Consider the following 26,877-nt stretch of genomic DNA (forward strand, 5'->3'; position numbering starts at 1 on the left):
GCAGATTTAAAAAAAGGGTGCACTGATCTCCTTCCGGTTCCGCAGAGCTTGCTTGACGCTCTGCGGAGTAAGGAAAGCAAGGACTTAGGCCTTAACTGCACCCAAGGTCATACCCGATACAAAGTATCTTTGAAGGAACGGGTACACCAGAAGGATCGGTAACGTGACAACAATTGTAATCGCCATCTTGATCGATTCAGGTGATACCTGAGCCATCAGGTTCGCCATATCATTGGCGTTAACCATCCCCGAACCCTGGTTGGTGCTGGCGAGCACTTTCATCAATTCGTACTGCAATGTCGTCAGATGAGGTTTGTTTCCGTTATACAGATAGGTGTCAAACCAGGAGTTCCATTGTCCTACCGCCAGGAATAGCGCGATCGTTGCCAATACCGGTTTGCAGAGCGGCAGGATGACCCTATAGTAAATCGTGAAATCATTTGCACCGTCCAGCTTCGCTGATTCCTGCAAAGCGTAAGGCAACCCATCGATAAAGGACCGGATAATGAATACGTTAAACGCACTTACGATACCCGGTAATACATAGATCCAGAAGGTGCCAATCAGATCCAGATTGCGCATCAGCATGTAGCCTGGAACCAGACCGCCCGAGAAATACATCGTGAGAGCCAGAAAGGTCGATACGAACTTACGGGAACGGAAGTCGGGACGGCTGAGTGTATAAGCCAGCATCGAGGAGCTGATCAGCCCGAATATTGTACCGACAATTGTTCTTAGCACGGATATTTTGAAGCCCTGGATCAGGCCGGTATAATTAAAGATCGTCCTATAGTTCTCCAGAGTGAACTCGCGAGGCCACAGATAAATTCCGCCCCGTACGGTATCCGTCGAATCGTTCAAAGAAATCGCAAGCACGTTCAGGAACGGATACAAAGTGACGATTAGGATAACAGTCATTAAAATTACGTTAATGAGATCAAACACTTTTTCTGATCTTGTAGCGTTAAATGCTTTTGAAGCCGCCATTTTGTCCCCTCCTTTACATGATGCTTTCCTTGGTCGTTTTCTTCATGATGCCGTTTGCCGTGAGCAGCAAGATAACGCTTACGACAGAGGTGAACATACTGATAGCCGTACCATAGGAGAACCGGCTTATTTTTATCCCATAGTTCAAGGCATAAAGATCCAATACCTCGGAATAATCCAACACGAGCGAATTTTGAAGCTGGAACTGCTTCTCGAAGCCGATCCCGATCAAATGCCCGATCGACATAATCAGCAATACCGAGATCGTTGTCCGAATGCCCGGAAGTGTAATATTCCAGATTTGACGCAGCCGTCCGGCACCGTCCACGCGGGCCGCTTCATACAATTCCTTGTCGATCCCGGTGATCGCCGCCAGATAAATGATGGCATTCCAGCCGGTTTCCTTCCATATATCAGCGCCGGTTACAATCCCCCAGAACCATTTCCCCTGGGCCATGAACTGTATCGGTTCATTGATTACGCCAATTGTGAGCAGCAGCTCATTCACAATCCCGCCGTCGACCGACAGCATCTTGGTGATGATCCCGCCTACGACAACCCAGGACACGAAGTGAGGGAGATAGGATACGGTTTGTACCGTTCTTTTAAAGATCGTCCCCTTCAGCTCGTTCAGAAATACAGCGAAGAAGATCGGTACTACAAATCCGAAGACCAGTCCCATAAGACTCATCGCCAGGGTATTTCTTAATACAAGATAGAACCGTTCATCCTGGAACAGGTCTATAAATTGCTTGAATCCGACCCATTCTTGTTCGCCAAATGACCTGGACGGTTTGTAATTTTGGAAGGCCATCGTCCAGCCCCAAATCGGTAAATAGTTAAATACAAAACACCAGATTACAAATGGCAAGGACATGAGGTAAAGATACTTTTGTTGGACGAGAATCTGCCAGAAACCTTTCTTCCGCTTTTTTGGCGGAGAAGGGGTTACGCTTAAGAAATTAGATTCGTTCTTGGCTGACAGCGTTTCCATGTGTCCAATCCCCCCTTCTTTTTATAGTTTAATCTTAGATAAAAAAAGCGTTTTCAAATACCCGATAGATTGATGCAAAAACCATGTAAAAATTAGAGATTCAATGGTAGCGTGAAAATAATTAGCGTGCCTTCTCCATATCTGCTTTCAATATTCAGCCCATGTTCCTCTCCGTAAGTAAGCACCAACCGCTGATAGACGTTCCGCAATCCGATGTGGTTTTTCTCCGATTCCTCCGAGGCCATGATTGACTCCTTTACTTCTTCAAGACGTTCAGGCGTCATTCCCATTCCGTTGTCCTTGATGCTGACTTCGAGCATTTCTTCCAGCCTCCGAATGCTGACCGTTACCTTTACACCGTCCACCTTGTCTTCAACTCCATGAACGACTGCATTCTCCACGAGAGGTTGAATAATTAACGGAGGAACCCGAAAATCCATGACCGAGTCATCCACTTCAATTTCATATTGGAGGCGATCCTCATAACGAAATTTCTGAATATCCAGATAGGAGCGAACCATCTCCAGTTCTTCCTTCAGCGGGGCCTTTTCCCGGCCAATCTCCAAGTTTTTGCGCATAAGGCGTCCAAGCAGACGCACAACATTCGCAATCTCCTTTTCCCCTTTCATATGGGCATTCATCCGAATCGATTCAAGCGCATTAAATAGAAAATGCGGATTAATCTGGCTCGCCATCATCTTTAGCTTGATCTCACGCTGAGCCAGCTCCAATGCGGTAAATTGCTCGTTCTTCTCCACCACCTGATCCATCAGCAAGCGGATGCTTTCCACCATATAATTGAACTGCCGCGACAATTGTCCGATTTCATCATTGCCGTCAATCACGGACGTAACATGCAGATCCCCTAGCGCAAGACGATTGAAATGCCGGCTAAGCCGCAACAGTCGATTTGTCGTAAGCAGGGATACGATATACACAAAAAGCAGGGCGATCAGCAGAACCAGCAAGATAATAAGCAGCCCGATGTAACTGACCTTGTTCGCATCCTCTACAATAGATTCCGTGTTAAATACAGATATGATTTTCAACCCGCTCATACTGAGCTCCGTTAGTAGTTCATCCACGATAATATAAGAGGGCTCACCCTTGACCTGAAGCTTGTACGTTCCTTTTTCCTGTTCTTTCAGATCCATACCATAATCTAGATTTTCCAGAGTTTGACCGACATAGCCTGGATTTTTCGCAGCGACAACATATCCTCTTTCATCAGCAATCAATGTCTCGAAGGGTTCCTGCAGCAACATGCTGTCAAGCTCCTTCTGGTCAAGCGATACGACAATGACGCCGCTTGTCATCCGGTCGGGAAAAGGAAGCTGGCGAACCAAGCTCAATGTATTGAGGGGGAACTCTTCCGGGTCATTAAAATAAAGCCACCTTACACTTTTGTTGCGCATAGCTTCCTGATACCATTCCCTTTCCGAGATCGGTTCATCTACAGGAATCAGCTCCATGTTGTTGATCAAGGTTGGATTCTCATAGTACAAACGCACCCCTGCAATTTCTCGGTGAACTCTTTTATATTGACTGAGCCCCCCATATTGTCTGAAGCCATTGTAGTTAATATATTCCTTCGTCAACTCAAGCACGCTGTCATAACGCGTCGTTGCCAGCCGCTCCAGTTCCTTATCCAGTATCAGTGAGTCGGAAACGTCCATCGGAATCCGCAGCATATTGCCAAGTCTGGTTTTGATCTTCTCTACGTTGTTGGTCGCCTGTTCGATTGCCCTGCTCATCGCCTGCTCCCGGAAATACCCAACTACACTCCCGCCCACAATCATCACAGGAATCATGACAACCACAAGATAGGTAACGATCAGTTTGTGTTTTAGCTTAAGATTATTGATAAGTGACGCGGCCTTTCTTAGCATGGCATATTCTCCTTTTGGCTTCCCGTCTTGAAACCGGTCTCATTTTTATATCGCAAAAAGGCCGAATATCCCCTTCATTTTGAAAGGGGATATTCAGGCCAAAGAGCAACATAACATGATTCGTTATTTAAACCTTTAATGAATTCTGGAACAAGAAGCAATTTCGAGCCTATTTCAACGTAACTTCTACGGTTGTTTTTCCGCTAAAGCCTGTAACAGCCAACAAGCCGGATTCTGTCAATTCCGCACCTTGAGCAGAAGCAGCTTCACCCATGCCATGGAGCGACAGTGTAAAGGCTTTACCTGCACCCTCCGCTTGTACAGAGATGCTCTTGCCGTTCCGTACCGCCGTGACGGTCAGTTCTGCTTCACCCTTCATATTGCGTACGGTGCGCGAGACGGATACGCCTTCTTCCAGCTGATAAAATCTTAGGTTAACCCCATCAGCAAAATCGTAATCCGGACGCAGATCATTGGCGCCAATCGGAAGAATGCTGTTTGGACGAACGAACAATGGCAAGCTCATGAAATCGTAGGTCTCTTTATGCCATTTGCCGCCTTCAACCACTTTACCGGAGAGCAGGTGAGTCCATGCTCCTTCCGGCAGGTAGTAAGAAACCTCACCATTTTCACTGAATACCGGAGCAACCAGCAGGGAGTCCCCCAGCATGTATTGACGATCCAGTGTTTCTGCTGCAGGGTCGTTCGGGAATTCCAGGAACATTGCCCGCATCGTTGGAACTCCTTTTTCCGTTGCATAGACTGCCGTGTCGAACAGATACGGCATCAGGCTGGATTTCAGCTTCGTGAAGAAGCGGGTTACATCAACAGCTTCCTCATCGTATGCCCAAGGCACCCGATAGGAGCTGCTTCCATGCAGCCGGCTGTGGCTGGAAAGAAGACCAAAGGCCAGCCAGCGTTTGAATACGTGAACCGGTGCCGTATTCTCAAAGCCGCCGATATCATGACTCCAGAAGCCGAAGCCTGATAATCCGAGCGACAAGCCTCCGCGCAGGCTTTCAGCCATCGACTCATAATCCGCGTAGCAGTCGCCGCCCCAGTGAACGGGGAATTTCTGTCCACCGACGGTGGCCGAACGAGCGAACAATGCCGCTTCATTCTTGCCCAGCTTCTCTTCCAGGACATCGAATACTACCTTATTGTACAGATACGTATAGTAATTGTGCATCTTCACTGGATCAGAACCGTCGTAGTACACGACATCGGTAGGAATCCGCTCGCCAAAGTCTGTCTTGAAGCTGTCGACTCCCATGTCCACAAGCTCCCGAAGATATCCGGCAAACCATTCGCATGCCTCGGGATTCGTGAAATCAACCAAAGCCATGCCAGGCTGCCAAAGGTTCCATTGCCATACGTCTCCATTTGGCTTCTTCACCAGATATCCGCGTTCCTTGCCTTCCTTGAACAAGCGCGAACGCTGCCCGATATACGGATTGATCCAGACACAGATCTTCAGCCCTTTATCCTTCAACCGTTTCAGCATCCCCACCGGATCCGGGAATACGCGCTCATCCCACTTGAAATCCGTCCAATGGAATTCTTTCATCCAGAAGCAGTCAAAGTGGAATACGTGCAGCGGCAAATCGCGTTCCGCCATGCCATCCACAAAGGAATTGACAGTAGCTTCATCATAATTCGTCGTAAACGAAGTGGTCAGCCACAATCCGAATGACCATGCCGGAGGCAGCGCCGGCTTGCCGGTCAAGGCAGTGTATTTATTCAACACTTCCTTCGGCTCCGGACCATCAATGATGAAGTATTCCAGCACTTCGCCTGTTACGCTGAACTGAACCTTTTTCACCTTTTCAGAAGCGACTTCAAAGGATACGCCGCCCGGATCATTGACGAATACGCCGTAACCCTTATTCGTGATGTAAAACGGAATATTCTTATAAGCTTGCTCAGAGCTGGTCCCGCCATCCTTGTTCCAAATGTCAACGATTTGGCCGTTCTTCACAAAGGAGGTGAAGCGCTCGCCCAAGCCGTATACCCATTCTCCTACACTAAGATCCAGCTCCTCACGCATGAACGTCGTACCGGTCGCCGTTTCGGTAATATGTGCCATCGATTTGAAGCCGCTGCCTGTAATGCGCTGCGAGCCACGATAGAAGTTAACTGACCATTGATCTCCCTTGGAAATGCGTACACTAAGATCGCCGCTCTTAAGCTCCGCATACTCCTCGGTCTCGGTAATCACGGCGTGATCTCCGCTCTTCGTCAGTTCAAAATTAGGTCCATGATCCACGGTTCCATCAAAATGAACAAGCTTGACGCCGATAACCCCCGGCAGCGGGGAATGAAAAGAAATCGTAAGCAGCGTTGAATTGATCATATCCCCACGACCGCGCAATGGCGCCGTTGACGCAGAGGCCGTCAAGGTGTGTCCTTCGTTTATAAAATCGTAGGCTTGAACTGCTGTCGACAAAGAATATCCATCTCGAATCAACCAGTTGCCGTCTGTAAATTTCATGGTTTATTGCCACCCTTCATATCGCTTGTATTAGTACCGCAATTTAGTTTACAATTGCATTATACTGATTAAAAAACAACGAAACTAGCAAAATACAATGATTACTTAACACAATTTTGATGAAAGGAATGATTTCTAATGGATCAGGCATTGCGCAGCTCCTTGAAGGAGAGCAAAATGCACGGAAATGAGTATCTGCCCCTTGGCACGTACTGGTATCAGTATGGACCCGGTGAGCATGTGATCGATTGCCATTGGCATGAAGAAGCTGAGTTCTTCTACTGCCTGCAAGGCGAGACCATGTTCCAGGTGGATACCGATTATTTTCTCGTTCGCGCCGGAGAAGCCGTCTTTATCGACGGGGGTGATATCCATGCGGCCCATGCCCACGGAGAGCAGGGATGCAGCTTCTTTTCGCTCGTGTTCGATACCCAGCTGCTGGCGAGCGCCCATTATGATGCTGTCCAGGAGAACCTTATTCTCCCTCTTCAGGAGAAAAAGGCGACCTTTCCCCGTCATATTCAACCGCATCCCCCCGGAATGAATGTGTTGCTGGAGCAGATCCATGCCATCATGCAATGCTGCAACGATAAGGCGCTTGGTTATGAAGGCGCTGTCAAAGGACATTTGTATCTCATGATTGCAGGAATGACGGCATCTGGCCAAGCTTGCAACCGCCAAGCAGGCAGCCGGAGCGATTCCTTCAAAATTGCGCGTTTGAAAACAGTGATTCATTATATCCAGGAGAATTTCAGTCATCCGATCAGACTCGCTGAGCTTGCCGCCTTAATTCCTATGAGCGAAGGACAATTTTGCCGTTTCTTTAAGTCCATGACCCGCCAGACGCCAATGGATTACATTAATGCTTACCGGATCCGTCAGGCAGCCGAGATGCTGCGCAACCCGGATCGGAAAATATCGGACGTAGCCCTTGAAGCCGGCTACGACAATATCAGTTATTTCATTCGGGTATTCAGAAAAGCAATGAACTGCTCCCCTTCCGAATTCCGCAAGCGATTGCTGGAGCAGATCGAAGCATGAGCCGCAGGAGCTTATACCTGCTCCTGCGGTGCCTGACTTTCTGCCTGTTTGCTGTTCTGCTGTTTTGCTGTTCAGCCTATTCTGCCTGTTCTGTTCTGCCCGTATTTAGCTCAGCTTGAACCAGCCTATGCGGATCTCCCCCTGAAGCTTCAAATAAACATCATGTCGTCCGCTAATAGGATTGAATTCAGCAGTTGCTGTAGTCCAGGCCTGGCTGCCTCCGGTTGGAATGACTTTCAGCTCAGAAGCGGCCTGCCCATCCGGTTGATCCAGCACGATCTGAATACCGCCGCCTCTGATTCCTCCGGATACTCTTGCCTCAAAGGAGGAAGCACCAGCTCCCAACTCCACATCCCTGAACAGTATCCATCCCTGTTCTTTGGACAAAGCAACACTTTCCCCGCCCTCACGGCACTCGTCAATATATACCTGCTTGTAATCATCATAGTTAACCGCACGTGTCGGCTGCTGCAGCGAACGAGGCGGGATCACCTCGCCATCGACTCTGAGCACGGTATCCGCTTGAATGGAGCCTGCCGAGCTTCCGATCATAATCGTGTAGCTGCCTTGCTCTACAACATATTTATCCCGGGTTACATCCCACATGGCCAGCTCGGATGCCGGAAGCTTAAAGTCCAGCCTCTTCTCTTCTCCTGCCTCAAGATGGATTCGTCTAAATCCGGCAAGCGTCTTAATCGACCGTGTAACACGAGATTGGTCTGCTCTGACATAGAGCTGAACAACCTCCTCTCCCGCCGTACCGCCGATATTGCGGACCAGAACAGAGACGGTTGCTGTCTCTTCTGCTCCCATGTTCTCCTTATCAAGACTCAACTCTTCATAGGCAAACCTCGTATAGCTCAACCCGTGTCCGAAGGGATACAGTACGTCTCCATCAAAATATTGGTAAGTCCGCTTGCCCTTGATAATATCGTAATCCATTAAATCAGCCAGTTGATCTGTTGATTTATACCAGGTCATATTGAGCCGTCCCGCCGGATTGTATTGTCCGAAAAGCACGTCACCGACAGCCCGTCCGAGCTCCTGTCCGGAATGAGAGGTATACAGAATCGCCGGCACATGCTCTTGCTCCCAGTTCACAGCAAACGGATAGCTGCCAACGATAACGACAACGGTGTTCGGGTTAGCCCTATGGACCGCTTTGATTAAGGCTTGCTGATCAGCAGGCAGCACGATATCCGGCCGGTCGATGGTTTCTTTTCCATTGATAAAAGGACTGTTGCCCACAAAAATCACTGCACGCTCGGAAGCCTTCGCCGCACGAACAGCTTCGGCAATGCCATCCTCAACGCGCTCGATCAGGAATTTTGCTCCGGCCGCATCAGGCTCAGAGGAGACTGCCAATTGGGTTCCATCCAGAATAATTGGCTTCCCTTCCCAGGATTTGAGGACGAAGCAGCCATTCTCCGCCGGTTCAAGCCGGAAGGATTCCTTAACAAACCAGCCGCGCGCCTCCTCGGCCGTGACCTGCAGTCCCTTTTCCCCTTCGGTAATATACTTGCCCGTAGTTACAGCACGAAAAGTAGTATTCCCCCAACCCCAGTCATTACGCTCAAAGGTCTCGGCGGATTCGGCTGCCTGACCATCGGCAACGAGCATAGCCGCTTCTCCATTCATAATGCGAATATAGGAGCCGCTCTCTGCCTCGCGGATTCTCACCTTATCAAGTCCCGTATGGAAGTGGGCCTTGTTCTTCTCGGACAGCTTCTCCTGAATGCCTTGAAGGGGGGTGATCCGGTAAGGCGGAGTGCCGCTGTACCAATCCGTGTAGGCTTCATTCGCAAGCGGCCCCAACACAGCGATAGACTCCAGATCCTGATGCAGCGGAAGAATTCCGCTGTTCTTGAGGAGAACCACTGATTTCTGTGCCGCCTTGCGCGACAAATCCGCATGCTCCGGTGCGCACAGCCTGGATTCCGGAACATGGCCGTAAGGATTCCGGTCAATCGGATCAAATTCTCCCAGACGGAAGCGCACACGGAAGGTATTGCGCAGGGCATGATCCAGTTCGCTCTCCTCCAGCAATCCCTGCTCCAAGGCATCACGGAGCGCGCGGAATGAAATATCTTGCTCGTCCGTAATGCTGTCGATTCCTGCTTTGACAGATCCAGCCACGGCCTCGGCGTAGGATTGGACATATCCATGATCCATTACAGTCCCCAGCACATCTCCGGCATCTCCGACGACGAATCCATCCATGCCCCATTCTTTTTTCACAATCTCATTTACTTCATGATTCAGGTTGCACGGCGTACCGTTCACCCCGTTGTAAGCTGTCATCATCGACCCGGCCTTCCCCTCACGAAATGCAGGTTCGAAAGCCTTCAAATAATATTCCCGTTTATTCCGCGGATCAATACTGACCGAAGCGCTGCCGCGATCTATTTCATTATTATTTCCATAAAAATGCTTCAAGGTCGCGACCGTCTTGTAATAAAAAGTATGATCTCCCTGCATTCCCTTTACAAGCTCCGTTGAAAGGCGTCCCGTCAAATACGGGTCTTCTCCATAGGCCTCCTCGGTGCGTCCCCAACGCGGATCCCGCTCCATATCGACGGTCGGCGCCCAAACGGTCAGTCCGTTCACAGCAGGATCCCGTTGATAATAAACCCGGGCCTCCTCGGAAATGACCGATCCGATTTCACGCATCAGTTCGGGATCCCAGGTACACGCGAGTCCGATATTTTGAGGAAAGACCGTTGCTTCACCCAGCCAGGCAACGCCGTGGGCCCCCTCTGTGCCGTGCTTGTATTTCTTGACTCCTAACCGCGGAATCTCGGATTGGTATTGGCACATTAATTCGATTTTTTCATCCAGAGTAAATCTGGAGATCAGATCATCAACCCGTTCTTCCAAAGGCAGATCAGCATTCTGAAATGGGAAATTCATGTCATAAACCCCGTTTCTATCTTGTTTTTTGAAAGCGCTATTATAACTCTTCGCAACTATCATAACTTGATTCGCAAGGGCTTTAATACTCATGAAATTTGCACTCTTTTCATATGAAAATCAGTAGAACTAAAAAGAAGAGGGCCGAGTAGCGCGGCCCATTTTCTAATCTATATAAGATGAACTATATAAGTTGAACTGGAAAAGTACACAGAAGGGCATAAGTGAGAAGTGTTCTGAAGAAGCGATAGCGTTCGCCTTTGTGAGCGGATTTCCACCCTTTTATGGCTTAGTACAGTCAAAGAAATCCGTGAACAACAGCGATCGTAAGAACACTTCACACGTTGCCCTAGGTGTACAATCTTTAGTTCAGCTTATATAGATTAGTTCGACTTATATAGCGCTAACTATTTGATGTTTTCCGGTAAGCAGAAGGGGAGGTCCCCACATATTTCCGGAACTTGCTATGGAAGTAATCCACATTGGTATAGCCCACTCGTTCGGCAACCTGGTAAACCTTCAAACCTTCCTCCAATAAGCTCTTGGCCTTCTCAATCCGCACCTTATCCAGGTACGTGTTAAAGTATTCGCCTGTCTCATTTTTAAACAGCTTGCCCAGGTATGCGCTATTGTAGTTCAAGATGCCCGACAAGGTTTCCAGCTTGAGGTTCTCATTAAAATTACGATGGATCAGTTCCAGCATCATCTTGACTTCCTGATGCTTACTGCATGCTTTCGAGCCAAGCTCATTCATCATTTGCTTAAGGAATTGCTGTGCCTTTTCATAGAGCTCTCCCAATGTCCACGCCTTATAAATATCAGACAAGTATTCCGAAAACTCCCTGTTCCGCTGCTGAAGCTCCGGGGACTGCTTGATCCCTCTTCCCAGCAGTGCCGTCAGCATCTCGGCAAAGTGAAGCTTGATCTGCTCCTCCGTAAGTCCTTGGGAGATGTAACAAGTCCCTTTTTGTTCAATGAGCTGCTTCACCAGCTCATGGTTTCCAATCTCGACAGCGTAATAGATTTGTTCATCCAACTCATGAACCGAAACGCCTCCATCGTGCGTCTGCTCTACAAGCAGTTCCTCTGTCAGCAACTTATCATTGCCTAAAAAGAAATGGTTCTTGTTCAGTCTGTTGGCCACGCCATAGGAATAGGCAACCTCCTCGATCTTGCACACCTTCGGACCAAGAGCTAGCGAAAAATCGATGCCCAATCCTTCAACGACATGTCGAATATTGAAATATAGTTCAGACCATTCCACCGGAAGAATCGGATCATTCAACAAAACACCGATTTGCGAATGATGGGAAAATACATACCCCCGCCCTTTCGCTTCCAGCAACCGGGTCATCGTATTTCTGACTGCAGCAAGCTTTTCTCCATAATCCTCCTCATCAAGAACCGTTGATAGCAACAGCACCTGATAGGATCTCCAGGCCAGTCCGAGCTCTTCTGCCCGGCTCCAAAGCAGCTCCGGATCTCCCGGATGCTCCATCATAAGCGAAATGATAAAAGACTCTCTGCCCCATTCTCTTGTTGTAAGTCTCCATTGTTCCGCTTGACTCGCTTGATCAATCTGGGACTTGATCGTGTCCAAGTAACCAATCAGTTCATCTTCATCAACCGGCTTAAGCAAGTAACCGTCAGCACGCTGCTGTATTGCCTTCTTCGCATATTCAAAATCGGCATAGCCGCTCAAAATCAAGATGTGCAGGGAGGGGTCCAATTCCCGAAGACGACCGATCAATTGCAGCCCATCCATCCCCGGCATGCGAATATCAGCGATAACCAGTCCTGGTCTGAGCTGTTGGTACTTCTCCAATGCTTCGTTGCCGTTAGACGCTGTATCTACCACACAGTACCCATGCGCTTCCCAATCAATAAACGAGCGAAGACCCTCACGGAGCTTTGGTTCGTCATCGACAATCAGCACTTGAATCATCGCTGTTCTCCTTTCCGCCGAAGTAGACTCGGCAGCCCAGTTTTATGTAAATTATGCTCTTTTTTTGAGGAATAGAGCCTATGATTAGTATAGCGTTTACATCCTCTGTTACTTTCAATTATAACTTTTATCAAAATTACAACAAACATAATTCTGTTAAAATGTTGCACAATATTGCGTTTGGCATTGCGCTCGTCCCCATGCAAACGCCGTATAAAATCTAAACATAAAGCAGGCACGCTAGAGGGGCAACGTGTGAAGGGTGCTTACGATCGCTGTTGCTCGCAGGTTTCTCTGATTGAACTAAATTCTCACAGGGAAGAAATCCGCTCACAAAGGCGAACGCTCACGCTCTATGCTTCCGAAGTAGCTTTCTTACAGAAAGCTTTTACCTTCACACTTATGCCCTAGCCACTTAGCCTTTACAGTTTTGCTACAAGGCAGTTGGCACATGGCTGCTCCGATCCTTCGTGCCTGCTTCATACCCGCTGCGTACCTGCTGCGTGCGTTGGAGCGCCGTTGCCCCTCCTCGTGCCACAGCTTTGCTCCTAGCATCAGATGAAATGGAATCAAAGCATACCAGCCTCAGCGGTTAGCATCCTTCTTGGGTAATATCCTCCTGGGTTACATCTTCCTTCGGCTACTTCCTTCTTCGGTCACTTCCTCTACTTCCTTCTTCGGTTACTTCCTTCTTCGGTTACTTCCTTCTTCGACTACATCTTCCTTTGGTTTTCTAACGGACATTTTGGATTGTTAGCAGGCCTTTTCAGACTATTTTGATCGCTAACGGACATTTTCGCCACTTAGAACACCCAATCATCCCACTTTCCTCTACATCTACTCGCTAAGTGTACAAAATGTCCGTTACACTTCCATCGTCATCAAAAGTTAGCTCTAAGAAGACGTAATGTCCGTAAGAATCAGGTGAAAAGGTGAAAGCGACTCAACTGGAACAGTGTGCATGTCCCTTTGATCCTCGAAGTTGGAGCTTGGGGACTTTGGGGTCTTGGGGTCTTGGGGTCTTGGGGTCTTGGGGTCTTGGGGTCTTGGGGTCTTGGGGTCTTGGGGTCTTGGGGTCTTGGGGTCTTGGGGTCTTGGGGTCTTGGGGTCTTGGGGTCTTGGGCCTCGGGCCCTTGGAACTTCGGAGCTTTGGGGCTTCTGGCTTTGGGGCCTCGGGCCTCGGAGTCCTGGAGCTTTTCGGCCTCAGGGCCTCAGAGCCCTGAAGCCTTGGGGCTGAAGTTGCCTACCGTGACAAGCATTCACCGCCTCCGCTTGAGTAATTGCCCTGCCAGGTCAGGCGCACACCACCATTGTCCATGCCGGGCGCACCACCACCGAAAAAGGACCGCCCGGTTCCCCGGACGGTCCTTTTCAAACCCGTTCACTTACTAAATCGCGCTATGATCCTTTACCGGCACCCCGAAATCCGGCGTCCCGTCCTCCTTCCACCCGAACAATTGGGCACGAGTGTGCCGGTTCGGATCGTAGAGCGGGTCCCCGACAATCTCCTTGTAATTCCGGGCATGGTAGACAAGGACATCCCTTCCGTCCTCCGAGACCGTAAAGCTGTTATGCCCCGGGCCATACTGGCCTGTCTCCTCATTGGTCTGAAATACCGGAACCGGCGACTTTGTCCACGACGCAGGGTCCAGCAAGTCCGCATCTTCATCCGCAGCAAGCAGGCCCATGCAGTAGTTGAAGTCCGTCGCACTCGCTGAATAAGCGATGAAGATACGTCCATTTCGTTTCAATACGGCAGCGCCCTCATTGACCAGAAAGCCGATCTTCTCCCAATCATACTCCGGCGTAGAGATCATGGATTGCTCGCCCGCCAGCGTCCACGGATTGCTCATTTTGGAAATGTATAAGTTGGAATTTCCTTCGATCTCAGGATCCTTTTGCGCCCAGACATAGTATAGCTCTCCCCGGTGTTCAAACACAGTCGCATCAAGAGCAAAGGACTCCCAACGGGTATGCACCTGCCCCTTCTTGATCCACGTCCCCTCTAGCGGATTCTCCGCCTCCGTCTCCAGCACATACATCCGGTGATCGAACAAGCCTTCCTGCGTCTCCGTCGTTCTGGCGGCCGCAAAATAAATGTACCATTTGCCTTGAAGGTAATGGATCTCCGGTGCCCAAATGTTGGCGCTAAGCGGACCGGAATCATATTTATGCCACACCGCCTTGGGTGCCGCGCCTTGCAGTCCCTGAATCGTAGCGGACCGGCGCAATTCGATCCTGTCGTATTCCGGAACCGAAGCCGTGAAGTAGTAATATCCGTCTGTATGCTTATAGATCCATGGATCCGCTCGCTGCAGAACAATGGGGTTTTTGTATTCTCTCTTTGTATTCATATCGGTTTCTCCTTTATCCTTTTATTCCTTTTTTCTACTAACCCTTCACCGCTCCTGCCGTCATTCCGTCAATGAAGTACTTCTGGAAGGCCATAAACAGAACAAAGATCGGAATGATTGAGAAAAATGAACCCACGATGAGCAGATCATAATTGTTCCCATACGGTGTAAGCAGCGTCTTCAAGCCGATTGGCAGCGTATATTTATTGGAATCGCTAAGCACCATAAACGGCCACAAGAAGTTGTTCCAGCTATTCATGCCGTTCAAAATAGCCATGGCGGCGAATGAAGGCTTCATGATCGGCAAAATCAGCCGCATGTATATGCCGTACTCCGACGCTCCGTCTACACGCCCGGCAGCAATAATCTCCCTTGGAATTCCACTGAGGTATTGCCGGAAGAAAAAGATCGTGGCGGCTCCGGCTATGCCCGGCAGAACAATTGCAGAATACGTATTCATAAGCCCAAGATCGTTCGTGAGTTTGTACAAGGGCAGCAGCAATATTTCGAAGGGAACCATCATGATGAGCAGCACGCAGATAAACAGAAAGTTCTTTCCTCTAAATTCATAGGCCGAAAACCCGTATGCCACAGTGGCGCTAACAAATAAGGTAAGCACAACCTGAACGATCGTTAAAAAAACCGAATTGAAGAACCATGTAAAGTAAGAATGACTGCCGGTAAATAGAAAGACATAATTATTCAGACTCATTCGGCTTAGGTCAAAGCTTAAGTTCAGACCATTTCTTACGAGGTCTCCCCCGGGCTTGAAGGAAGCCAAGGCAACCGCATAGAACGGAATCAGTACCAGGATGCAAAGGATAGCGAAAAATAGAAAGAGGACCGCTTTGAACGCAACGTCTTTTCTCATCAGTTCTCCTCCTTTTTAAAGAGGCCGCTGAACGCCAATTGCGTCAAATTAATGATCATCGTAACGGCAAGCAGAACAATGCCCACCGCTGCCGCATAGCCCAGATTGTTCTTCTCAATCCCCTGGCGGTACAAGTATCCGACGATCGTAAGACCAATATTTTTGGGAGAATTGTTTCCGTTCCACAACATCATACTCTCAATAAACATCGCTAAACCGGCGTAAATACTGATCGTAAGCACATAAATGGTCGTTGGCTTAAGCAAGGGCATGGTGATTTTTGTGAACTGCTGAACCTTGGAGGCACCGTCGATGGCCGCCGCTTCATAATAATCATCCGGAATATTCTTCAGCCCGGATAAGAAATACAGCATATTAACTCCTGTCCAGCGCCAGGTAGCAAGCACCAGAAGCGCAATGTAACCCGTAACCTGGCCTTTTAGGAATTTAACCGGATCCAACCCGAAAAAGCCAAGAACACTGTTAATCAGCGAGGTATCCATTTCACCAAACATAAGCCGGAAAATCGTACCTGCGACGACAACAGAGGTTAAAGCGGGAAAGAAGAAGGAGGATTTGAAAAACTCTCTTCCCCACATGAATTTACTGTTAATCAACACCGCAAACAGCATTGGAAAAGGAATTAGAATGAGCAAGGTAAGCACCATATAAATAACGCTATTAGTTACCGCCTTGAAAAAAACTCCGTCCGTTATCAGCTTGGAATAATTGTCAAAACCAACCCATGCCGCTTCCTGGCCAAGCGTCAGCTTCTGGAAGCTCATGGAGAATGAACTCGCCAACGGATATACCCAGAAAATCAAAAAGACAGCGATAAAAGGAAGTACGAACACATAAGGAGCAACCTTTTGCGAGTACAGGAACCTTTTAATCATCGTCCTCTCCTCCCTTTTAAAGAGAGCTGCTCCGGTTAGAGCAGCTCTCAAGTCTTATTTCCATGAGGCCTACTTTAATTCCTGTTCGATTTGAGCCTGGGCTTCGTCAAGCGCTTGTTTTACGTCCTTGCCGTCTTCAAAGATCTCATTGAGTGTTACCGTACAAAGGACATTGTTAATGGTCGGAGATGATGATGTGGATTTAATCAGCATGATTTCGTCTTTTATTTCATTCAAAACATCAAACGGGTTATTGGCAAAATACTTCACAAATTGGTTGTCTGGATTGTGTGTCACATCATTCATATTCCACACGTCCATATTTACGGGGTCAAAGCCGAGCGTGTTCCAAATCTCGATATTCGCGTCTTCAGACAGCTTGGCGAAGGCGAGGAAATCTTTTGCTAATTGAATGTCTTTTGCCGTCTTGGTCACAACAGTACCTGTACCGCCGCCGCCGACCGATCTAGGCATCCCTTCTTCCAACACCGGAATCGGGGCAATTGCGATTTTCCCAGATAAATCAGACATATAGTTCGTATATCTGGACATTTGCCAGAGCGGCATGAAGGCCGTAGCATAGTTCCCGGAATTGAATTCACCGTAAGCCTCTTCCGTATCCGGCTGTCCGCCTGCAATCGTAGCAATCACGTTATTATCCTGCAGATCTTTAAGCATCATTAACGCCTTGACGGCCTCTTCAGAATTCACAATCGGATTACCTGAGTCGTCTGTCAGATCCGCGCCTTGCTGAGCAAGCAACTGCGTAACCTGCCAGGTTGCGCTGGTATCAGCCGTTCCCATGTACTTGCCGGTCTGTTCGTATACTTGCATCCCTGCTTGCTTGAAATCCTCCCAGGTTACGATGCTCTTGTAATCAACTCCGGCAGCCTCAAGGATTTCTGTATTGTAGAAGGCTACAGAAGCACCGACATGGGTTGGAATCCCGTAATTTTGGCCGTCTTTGCTGTACAAATCAATTCTTGATTGAACGATAGTGTCTCTGTAAGGATCAATCACATCATTCAAAGGCTCCAATTGGGGTTCACCCTTCAAAAAATCGGGAAACTTGCCTAGTTCGATATCGGAGATATCAGGAGCCCCCACTCCCGTCTGAACCGCGATGGATAGCTTATTATGCATGTCATCATAAGGCATCACGGTAACATTAAGCTTGATTTGACGGTCCGGATACTCTGTATTCCATTTGCCCAGCATCTTCTCAAAATGCTGTCCATGCAATTCTACGAAAGTCCAATAGGACAATTCCGTTGCATCTTCCCCGGCACCGCTGTCCAGCACTGAAGTTTCACCGTTGCTGGAAGAAGATGAATTTCCGCCGCACGCCCCGAGTACCGTCGCCATTACGAGCACCAAACAGATCGTGAACCATTTTCTTTTCATACCTTGACCTCCCACATGATCATTTTCGGCTTAAGCCTTTTTCAAACGGATAACATTCCAGGAGGCTTTGGATAAGCGGGCATGCACGAAGCCATCCCGGCATTCCGCCCCTCCCCGGGAATGAGGTTTGACTGATTCCAATTCCGCTGTATTTACCGCTTTCAAGTCCTCATGTTCAAGTACAATATGCTCTATGACACGGTAGTCTTCGAAGCCGCGGACATCGCACTGTAATTCGAGCGCTTCATCCAAATGACGATTGACAGCAAAGATAGTAAGTTCTTCTTCCTCCGCACGGTATACAACCGCACTATCAAGATAAGGAACATCGGTATAATCCTGCGCATCATATTTCGGCGAATCAACGATGGGCAGCAACGACTCGCCCCGGCCGTATCTGGATGCATGCAGATAAGGAAAGAAGATGGTCTGTCTCCAGGCGCGTCCTCCGTTTTCCGTCATAATTGGCGCTATGACATTCACTAGCTGAGCCAAGCAAGCCATTTTGACCCGGTCTGCGTGACGAAGCATCGTAATCAACATACTCCCGACCAGCAGAGCATCTTCAAAGTTGTACACATCTTCAAGCTGCGGCGGACCAATCGTCCATGGATCAATCTTGGCATCGGTATCATTGGAGTGATACCAGACGTTCCACTCATCAAAACTGAGATACATCGTCTTCTTACTGCGTTTCTTAGCTTTGACGTAGTCACAGGTAGAGGCTACCGTTCGTATGAAATGCTCCATATCCATCGATCTGGCTAGGAAATTAGCCGAATCATGATCCCGGTTGCCATAATATTGGTGAAGGGATACATAATCAGCGACTTCATAGGTGTGATCGAGCGTAATCGCTTCCCACTCCGGGAAGGTCGGCATCGCCGTGCTGGAACTGCCGCAAGAAACAAGCTCAATCGTGGGATCAACCAGGCGCATCGCCTTTGCTGTCTCATAAGCGATTCGGCCGTACTCTTGGGCCGTCTTCTGTCCGATCTGCCATGGACCGTCCATCTCATTGCCCAAACACCAGGTCTTGATCTTATGCGGCTCTTCGTATCCATGACTGCGGCGCAGGTCACTCCAATAACTCCCGCCTGGATGATTGCAATACTCCAGAAGGTTTCTTGCCGCATCGACTCCGCGAGTTCCGAGATTGACCGCCATCATCACTTCAGAGCCGACCTCCTTCGCCCATCGGGCAAATTCGTTCGTGCCAACCTCGTTCGGCTCGATCGTTCTCCAGGCCAACTCCAGCCGCTTGGGACGATCAGCCAACGGTCCTACGCCATCTTCCCAGTTATATCCGGACACAAAATTTCCGCCTGGATAGCGGATAATCGGTACATTCAGCTCTTGGATCAGCGTCTTGACATCATTGCGGAAGCCATAGGTATCTGCCGCAGGATGAGCTACTTCGTAAATCCCCCCATACACGGCTCTGCCGAGATGCTCCACAAAAGAGCCATAAATCCGCGGATCAATTTCGGCAATTTTAAATGCTTTGTCTACAACCATTTTTGCTTTGAGCCCAGTTGTTGCGGATGACAAATGATCACCTTCCATCCCTATTTTAAATAACGATAAAATGTTTCCCATCAACTTGAATGAATCCGCTTACAGATATAAAATAACATACAAGAACATAGCTGTAAATATATAAATATAAATCTTTTCATGTTTTTATAAACAAAATAAATCACATTATCAGAAAAACTCAATGTTTATTAGTATTTAACTAAGATAATTCATAAATAGACTCTATTTAATTTTATAATTATATGAAGTATACAGGCGTTTATAACCATATTTTATATAAAATTTTATTTGAATCTATGCTTTTTGATTTAATACTTTTGTAAACGTTTGAGTTGGTTTATAATTATATAAAACAAACCTAAGTTTGATTACTTTTTCTGGAAGAGGGATATGACGCATGATTTATATTAAAGATCTAATGAGCGGCATCGATATTTTTAAAGCGTTAAGCTCTGAAATCAGAATCCAAATCCTCGAACTGCTCGCAAAGAATCAAGCGCTGAACCTGAATGACCTTGCTAACAAGCTGAATCTTAGTAACGGGGCTATCACGATGCATATTAAAAAGCTCGAAGAAAGCGGGCTAATTGAGATCAATACCACCGTCGGCAAGCATGGGATTCAAAAAATCTGCTACTTGAACAAAGATAAGTTAATGGTTGATCTTCGTAAAAAAGATGTAGAAAATCTCTATGAAGTAGAGATTCAAGTGGGACATTACAGTAATTACCAGGCATTACCAACATGCGGGCTGGCAACGAAAGACAGCATTATCGGCGACTTTGACGATCCGCGATACTTCGCTGATCCTCAGCGTATCGACTCCGAAATCATTTGGCTTGCCGAAGGCTTTCTGGAATACCGGATTCCGAATTATCTTAAGCCCAATCAGAGCTTTCGAGAAATCCAGTTCTCCATGGAGCTGGGTTCTGAAGCCCCGGGCTATTGCGATAACTATCCTTCCGATATTCATTTCTACATTAATGATATCGAGATCGGCTTCTGGACCAGCCCCGGCGACTTCGGCGATATTCGCGGAACCTTTAATCCGGAATGGTGGCCACCTCATCTGAATCAGTACGGGATGCTGAAGCTTATTCGAATTAATCACGAGGGCAGTTTTATTGATGGATGCAGAATATCGGATGTGACTCTGGATCAAATCCAGCTGGATTACAAGAGCGATTTAACCTTGCGCATCGCCGTAACCGACAGCTCCGTGAACAAGCGGGGATTAACCATCTTCGGCAAAAATTTTGGCAACTATGGGCAGGATCTGCTGGCACGTGTTCTTTACGATTTAAATGAAGAATAACAAATAAAGCGTGAAATCCGGGTTTACTTGCTGGATCTCACGCTTTACTTATATGCATAGATCGAGCAGGTTCCTAGAAACCATACTCGCACTAAATATTATGGAGAGGCAAGCTGACTGCCAATGATTTCTCCGGAACCAAAATTCCCTGCATGATCTGCAAGATCATGCTCAAACAGAAACTTAGCTGCCAATTCGGCTTTTCCCTCCTCTTCTTCAAAGGAAGCTTCCTGTGAAAGCCGCTTGACTAATGCATCGGTCAATGAAGTATTATAAATCCGCAATTCATCCATTTTGCCTTCGAAAGGACGATCCCACCAATTCACACCAAGGCTGAATATCCCCGACTGATCTTTAAAAATATCCGGGAAGCCTTTACCCGTATATTTCTGCTCACCGTTAACGAACACCTTCACACTGCCCTCATTTACGATAAAGGCGAGATGATGCCAGTCTTTTGTTCGAATTCTGGAGCCGGTTGAGCCATCATACCAAGCTTCACCAGACCATAGCATTGTATGGTTATCCCAAGAATCCGGCACAAGGCTGATCCAGCTTGATTTGGATTGCGCCCCAAAGAAGGTGGTCGAGAACTGGTTATGCTCCTTCGGGTATACCCAAAGCGATACAGAGTATTCATTTCCGGAGATCAGGCCATCCGGGAGGCGGATGCCGGATTCGCCGTCAAATACGGCTGCATTCCCGGTGACGCCTTTCGAAAAGGCTATATTACCATTACCATTCTGCTCATCAATCAATGGCCCAGTAACTTTGCCGTGCTCATAGTTGTCTGTCGAATCGGACAAGTCACCTTCAAAGGCATAATGAGCAGCTAAGCCCTCATTCAAATCCAACGGAATGACGCGGACCTGAAATTTTTTCGCGGCGCTGAAGGCCCCCTTTGTGATCACTGCCGTAAGCTCTGCGATCAGCGGCTCTTCCCCTGGATCAGGGGGGCTGATAACACCTGCGTCCGAAATAACAGAAGGATCAGAGCTTACCCATTCGATCTTAGTTCCACGCACACCTTTCACAGGTAATTGAAGATGATCGGTCACTCGGCTTGTATCTCCAAGCGAAAGGGCCTGTTCAACGGCTATGACCGCCTGTTGATCGGTTATATCCGGCTGCTTGATTCCCCAAATGGTCTCTCCCTTGGCCGAAACAGCTGTAAAGGTTAATGTGTTTTGCTGCTGAAGCGGATCCCAGCCTTGGACAAACACCCCATGATAAGCTTCGCCGTTCACCACAATCTCAGCATCATATCCGCCTTCCAGACTCCAGCTGCCTTCCAAGTCACCCGTGATCTTCTTATCCTTTTCAAGCGTAATTGATACAGACTCCGTAACTGCCCCGGAATAGGACAGGCCGTGATTTACAAACTTATAATCTCCGGAAATGCTGGCCTCCTTAACTGCCGCTGCCGTCTCCCCGGAATATCTTCCAGGCGCCGTCACAAGCCAGCCATCCTTGTTCATGAACATCTGATGGACGCGAAGCTCATGCGCCTCTCCACGCTCAGGGAAGCGGGTATGGAACAATAGAAAGTACTTTCCTGCAGCCTCATCGTAGAACACCGAGTTATGACCTGGAGATACATATCCATAACCGTCCTCCGGACCAGTTTCCCCAATCTCTTGCTTGAAAAGGAAGTTGCCCATCAGCTTGATGCCGATCAGATCATTGGCTGTATTCTGGTCTGTCAGGACGGCATTTTGCCCGGATGCATCGAGATAGGGGCCGGTCGGGCTGCTCGCGCGGAACTGCCTCATGTTATAGCCGCCGTCCGCTCCAAGCCAGCCATAGGTCACATTTAGATAATAGTAGTCCGTAGACGGATCATAGAAAATATAAGGACCCTCGCCCGATTTGGTAAAACCGCCGGCGATTTTCACTCCGAAATACCGATCGATCAGCCTGCCGTCTTCGGTAACTCCATCCTGTCCAGGATACTTCGGCAAGCCTGTTTCCGGATCAAGCTCAAGCAGGAAAATCCCGCCGGACCACGAGCCATAGGTCATCCACAACTTTCCTTCTTTATCAAAAAATAAGGTGGCATCGATTGCGTTCGGGTATATCGTATTGTTGTATTCTCCTGTACTTTTGAACCATTCCAGATTTTCTCCGTTCAGCAGTCCAGCTTCGATAAGCTCAGACAGATGGGTCTGAGTCCACTTCTTATTGACCGTACTATTGTCATCCCTTGCATCATGAAGTGTGAAGCCGGAAAAGACAACCGTATCTCCATACAAGTACGGGCCTTCGATATTTTGGGACACAGCAAACCCGATAGCTGACCGGATATAAGTGGAAGAGGCGCTGTAATACTGCATAAAGGCTCCGGTTGTTCCATCAGGATTCTTGTAATATTTATTCCAAATTACATCCGGCGCCCATACTGCATATCCTCCCTTGCTATCGGCATCATCTTCGCCTGCCCACTTGAATGAATCCGCCAAATTTTCTGACAGGTCCCCGTAAATCACGTTTCCGGGTGTCGTATATCCATTCGTGAATTTGGTCCAATTTTGTAAATCCGCAGATTTGGCAGCATCAATATGGGATCCAAAAACATAATAAGTCGAAGCATCCTTAATCACAGAAGGATCATGGACTGAGACATTAGTTTGATATGGACGAAGCGTTCCATCCCCGTATCCTTGCATATATCCTGCGGCGACAGCCTTTCTGAGCTCTGACAATGGGGACTCATTCACATCCTGATCCCGGAAGTTCCATTCACCTTCATTGATATATTGAAAGACTTGATTAATCCAGGCGGCAAATTCTACTCTCGTAATCCCTGAAGCCGTGTTTTCCTGAGCATAGCCTGTGGCCGGAATCAGCAGGGCAACTAATAACAGCAGCGTCAATCCTCTCTTTAACGATTTCATGGAATTCTCCTCCCCTAGTTCAGACACAGCGTGACTGCCGACATCGCCGGAAGCCGTAGTTTCAATCCTGCCTTATCCGCAACTACTTGTTCAAAGGGGGCCGGGGCAACGGTATTAGGTTGCTCGAAGGTGTTATGATCGTTCATATGCTTGGCAGTTAAAATCCTCCCAACAGGCTGCAATTCTACAGCATCCAATCCGCGCACCTCTACATAAATCTCTGCTTCCTGACCAAGGTCAATATTGACCAGGCTAAGATGAATTCTTCCCTCATGATCCTTGGAAGCCGATACCGTCACTTGCGGCAGTTCCTGACCTTGATGCTCGCAGATGCCTAGGGTTGATTCGACCGATAACAGTTCAGCCTCCTGATGGACCTTGAACATATCAAAGATATGATACGTCGGCGTCAGAATCATTTTATCCCCTTCCGTTAAAATCATGGCTTGCAGCACATTAACGGTCTGGGCAATATTCGTCATATGCACCCGATCCGCATGCTTGTGGAAAATATTGAAATGCAGCGCAGCAACGAGAGCGTCCCGAATCGAATTTTGCTGATAAAGGAAGCCCGGATTTGTTCCCGGTTCTACATCGAACCAAGTCCCCCACTCATCAATGATCAGACCAACACGTTTATCGGGGTCATATTTATCCATAATTGCTCCATGCCTTGAAATGAGCTCATCCATATGCAGCGCTCTCTTCATCGTGACGAACCATTCATCTGTGTCGAAGTCCAGCGCCGATCCCTTACCCAGCCAAAAGTCACCAGGTATAGTGTAATAATGCAGGCTTAAACCATCCATCAATCCGCCCGCATGCTTCATCAGCACCTCCGTCCAGTTATAGTCATCTACGTTGGCTCCGCCGGCAATTTTAAAAATCCGGTTGTTTCCATAATTACGCACATAGGTCTGATATCTCCGATACAGATCAGCATAGTATTCAGGACGCATATGGCCGCCGCAGCCCCAATTCTCATTGCCAACGCCAAAATACTTTAGTCTCCACGGCTTTTCTCTCCCGTTCTCTTCACGCCAGTTAGCCATAGGCGATTCACCGTCAAAGGTCATATATTCAACCCATTCGGACATCTCCTGGACCGTACCGCTGCCAACATTTCCGCAGATATAAGGTTCGCACTCCAGCAACTCGCACAGCAGCATGAATTCATGGGTCCCAAAGTGATTATTTTCAATTACACCGCCCCAGTGGGTATTGACCATTCGCTTACGGCGCTCGTACGGTCCTATTCCGTCCTTCCAATGATATTCATCGGCGAAGCATCCCCCCGGCCAACGCAACACCGGAATACTGATCGCTCTTAATGCCTCCAGCACATCCTTTCGAATCCCCTTTGTATTCGGGATGGGGGATTCTTCACCTACCCAGATGCCCTCATAGATACATCTCCCGAGATGTTCCGCAAAGTGACCGTAAATATGCTTATTAATTCGAGCTTGGGAAATGTCTGCATTGATAAGGATACGATTGCTCATCTATTGTCCCTCCGGCTTATTTAGTAGTCCCGCTGATCACCCTTTAATGCCTGAATTCAGGTTAATCGATTGAATGAAGTATTTCTGCGCGAATGCAAACAGCAACAAGGTCGGAATAATAGCTATGATGGCTGAGCCCATTAGCTGGCCAATCATGCGGTAGTTGCCGTAAATATCCTGAAGCAACAACAGCCCGGCGGTAATCGGCATTTTATCAACATCGGTATAAACAATGACCGGCCATAAAAAGTCATTCCATGAGCCGACAAAGGAGAACAGTCCGCACACAATCAAAACGGGTTTAATCAAAGGAAGAATAATTGAGGCATATATTCTGAAATCTCCCGCCCCGTCCACTCTGGCGGATTCATCCAGCTCATGCGGAATTCCCTTCAGGAACTGACGAACCAGGAAGATATTCCCCATCCCCGCCAAGCCTGGAATAATCATCGCCAAGGAAGTATTCACCCAACCGAAAATATCAATAATTTTATAGGAAGGAATGATGTTCACTACACCCGGAAAGAACGAGATCCCCAGCAAAGTGAAAAATAAAGTATCTCTGCCCTTGAATTTCATTCGGGCATAACCGTAGCCGGTCAACGAAATTACGACAATAACCAAAAAGGTATGCAGAGATGCTATGAACACCGAGTTGAATAACCATCGCATGATCGGCGCAGTCGAGGTATTGCCCAGAATTGTCACATAGTTCTCCAGTCTCCATTCTGCCGGGAACAGGCGGAAGCCCGATTGCACAATCTCCGACTGTGTTCTTAAAGAGGTAGATATGCCGAAGATGACAGGAATGATCCACGTGATGCATAGAGCCCAAAGAAATAAATTCGCCAGATACTTGGATATGTTCATTTTACTCATTTGAAGAACACCTTACCTCTCGCTTCCTTAGATTCGACTCCCTGACAGACAGCTTACTCATTGGCATTCCGGTTCATAACATAGTATTGCAATGCCGAAATCACCAGGATGACCATCCCCAGCAGTACAGCCATCGCTGATGCCATTCCTGCAATGGATTCACCATGCCCGAAAGCCAACTGTCGAATGTACATCATCAATACATGTGTCGTCTGTCTAGGACCACCGTCGGTCATCATCAAAGGCTGACCGAATACGTTAAACGCCCCCGCAGTCGTCATAACGAAGGTGTAGATCAACGGAAACCGAATCGAAGGCAGAGTAATGCTGAAAAATTTACGATTCGCACCTGCTCCATCCATTTCAGCAGCCTCATACAAATCCTTTGAGACGCCTGCGATGGAAGCACGGTAAATAATCATGTTTCCGCCAACGCCGCCCCATACCGTAATAACGAATATGATAATCCACGCGTAAGGCTGGGTAGCAGGCCAAGCAACTTGCGAGTTGAATATATTCCCTGCTATGCCGAGCTGCTTGTTAAATAGCAGTAACCAAATCAGCGCCGCCGCCGAAATAGAGATCAGACCCGGAATATAAATAATGGCTTGAATAACGCCCTTCAGCTTCACCTTCCGATGCTCTAATGAAACTGCAACGAGGAGCGGAATTACAATCAAGAGCGGAACGCTTATAGCTACGAAAATAAATGTGTTCGTAAGACCATTAAAAAATTGGGTATGAAAGGTAGATGTTGTGTCAAGCAGAATCGTCTTATAGTTGGCGACACCAACCCATTGCGGGTCGTTCATGAGATTCCACTTGGTGAAGGAAGCATAAATCCCGTAAATGGTTGGAATAAGAATAAAGATTAAAAACAAGACCAGATGAGGGCCAACGAAGAAAACCGGTGCGAATGATTTCTTTCTCATAGCCTATGCATATCTCCTTTTGACGAAAGGATGT

Annotated in this window: 17 protein-coding genes; 2 read left to right on the plus strand and 15 right to left on the minus strand. The window is 47.9% G+C overall.

Features of this window, described 5'->3' with window-relative positions; all coding sequences use genetic code 11:
- Positions 1-84 precede the first annotated feature (84 nt).
- From TX85_RS12535 to yicI, 4 genes are all read right to left on the minus strand, one after another.
- Complete coding sequence (locus TX85_RS12535; RefSeq protein ID WP_044479433.1) at positions 85-987, minus strand: carbohydrate ABC transporter permease; 903 nt, start codon at positions 985-987, stop codon at positions 85-87.
- Positions 988-1,000: 13 nt separating this feature from the next.
- The gene (locus TX85_RS12540) at positions 1,001-1,981 is read right to left on the minus strand and encodes an ABC transporter permease (RefSeq protein ID WP_044479434.1); all 981 of its coding nucleotides are present in this window, start codon (positions 1,979-1,981) and stop codon (positions 1,001-1,003) included.
- A 92-nt stretch (positions 1,982-2,073) separates the two neighbouring features.
- Entirely contained in the window at positions 2,074-3,870 is a 1,797-nt protein-coding gene (locus TX85_RS12545; protein ID WP_044479435.1) for a sensor histidine kinase, read from the minus strand.
- Between the two features lie 169 nt (positions 3,871-4,039).
- Positions 4,040-6,361, minus strand: a complete 2,322-nt coding sequence (yicI, locus tag TX85_RS12550) for an alpha-xylosidase (RefSeq protein ID WP_044479436.1) — start codon at positions 6,359-6,361, stop codon at positions 4,040-4,042.
- Positions 6,362-6,499: 138 nt separating this feature from the next.
- Here yicI and TX85_RS12555 point away from each other — a divergent pair, with 138 nt between their 5' ends.
- Positions 6,500-7,402, plus strand: coding sequence for a helix-turn-helix transcriptional regulator (locus TX85_RS12555; protein ID WP_044479437.1), 903 nt, complete (start codon positions 6,500-6,502; stop codon positions 7,400-7,402).
- Positions 7,403-7,507: 105 nt separating this feature from the next.
- On the opposite strand, the gene TX85_RS12560 is transcribed toward TX85_RS12555, so the two are convergent.
- The 7 genes from TX85_RS12560 to arfA all read right to left on the minus strand — a co-directional run bounded on the left by TX85_RS12560 (position 7,508) and on the right by arfA (position 19,348).
- Positions 7,508-10,312 carry a glycoside hydrolase family 3 protein gene (locus tag TX85_RS12560; protein WP_044480039.1) on the minus strand — a complete coding sequence of 935 codons (2,805 nt, stop codon included), beginning with the start codon at positions 10,310-10,312 and terminating at the stop codon, positions 7,508-7,510.
- 403 nt (positions 10,313-10,715) lie between these two features.
- Positions 10,716-12,257 (minus strand): response regulator transcription factor, encoded by a 1,542-nt coding sequence (locus tag TX85_RS12565; protein WP_044479438.1) that lies wholly within the window; start codon positions 12,255-12,257, stop codon positions 10,716-10,718.
- A gap of 1,388 nt (positions 12,258-13,645) precedes the next feature.
- Positions 13,646-14,611 carry a glycoside hydrolase family 43 protein gene (locus TX85_RS12575; protein WP_044479440.1) on the minus strand — a complete coding sequence of 322 codons (966 nt, stop codon included), beginning with the start codon at positions 14,609-14,611 and terminating at the stop codon, positions 13,646-13,648.
- A gap of 37 nt (positions 14,612-14,648) precedes the next feature.
- Complete coding sequence (locus TX85_RS12580) at positions 14,649-15,482, minus strand: carbohydrate ABC transporter permease (protein ID WP_044479441.1); 834 nt, start codon at positions 15,480-15,482, stop codon at positions 14,649-14,651.
- Positions 15,482-16,378, minus strand: coding sequence for a carbohydrate ABC transporter permease (locus TX85_RS12585; protein ID WP_044479442.1), 897 nt, complete (start codon positions 16,376-16,378; stop codon positions 15,482-15,484). Before TX85_RS12585 ends, TX85_RS12580 begins: the two co-directional genes overlap by 1 nt.
- Before the next feature lie 69 nt (positions 16,379-16,447).
- Positions 16,448-17,782 carry an ABC transporter substrate-binding protein gene (locus TX85_RS12590; protein ID WP_044479443.1) on the minus strand — a complete coding sequence of 445 codons (1,335 nt, stop codon included), beginning with the start codon at positions 17,780-17,782 and terminating at the stop codon, positions 16,448-16,450.
- Positions 17,783-17,812: 30 nt separating this feature from the next.
- Positions 17,813-19,348, minus strand: coding sequence for an arabinosylfuranosidase ArfA (arfA, locus tag TX85_RS12595; RefSeq protein WP_044480040.1), 1,536 nt, complete (start codon positions 19,346-19,348; stop codon positions 17,813-17,815).
- A gap of 370 nt (positions 19,349-19,718) precedes the next feature.
- On the opposite strand from arfA, the gene TX85_RS12600 reads away from it, so the two are divergent.
- Positions 19,719-20,636 carry an ArsR/SmtB family transcription factor gene (locus TX85_RS12600; protein WP_044479444.1) on the plus strand — a complete coding sequence of 306 codons (918 nt, stop codon included), beginning with the start codon at positions 19,719-19,721 and terminating at the stop codon, positions 20,634-20,636.
- A 98-nt stretch (positions 20,637-20,734) separates the two neighbouring features.
- On the opposite strand, the gene TX85_RS12605 is transcribed toward TX85_RS12600, so the two are convergent.
- The 4 genes from TX85_RS12605 to TX85_RS12620 are packed head-to-tail and all read right to left on the minus strand — an operon-like array spanning position 20,735 to position 26,843.
- The gene (locus tag TX85_RS12605) at positions 20,735-23,530 is read right to left on the minus strand and encodes a LamG-like jellyroll fold domain-containing protein (protein WP_071784190.1); all 2,796 of its coding nucleotides are present in this window, start codon (positions 23,528-23,530) and stop codon (positions 20,735-20,737) included.
- A 14-nt stretch (positions 23,531-23,544) separates the two neighbouring features.
- Positions 23,545-25,032, minus strand: a complete 1,488-nt coding sequence (locus tag TX85_RS12610) for an alpha-N-arabinofuranosidase (protein WP_044479447.1) — start codon at positions 25,030-25,032, stop codon at positions 23,545-23,547.
- 36 nt (positions 25,033-25,068) lie between these two features.
- Positions 25,069-25,911 (minus strand): carbohydrate ABC transporter permease, encoded by an 843-nt coding sequence (locus TX85_RS12615; protein ID WP_044479448.1) that lies wholly within the window; start codon positions 25,909-25,911, stop codon positions 25,069-25,071.
- Between the two features lie 53 nt (positions 25,912-25,964).
- On the minus strand, positions 25,965-26,843 hold the full coding sequence (locus TX85_RS12620) for a carbohydrate ABC transporter permease (protein WP_044479449.1): 879 nt from the start codon (positions 26,841-26,843) through the stop codon (positions 25,965-25,967).
- Between the last annotated feature and the right edge of the window lie 34 nt (positions 26,844-26,877).

It is taken from the genome of Paenibacillus antibioticophila (assembly GCF_000455265.1).
Lineage (GTDB): Bacteria > Bacillota > Bacilli > Paenibacillales > Paenibacillaceae > Fontibacillus > Fontibacillus antibioticophila.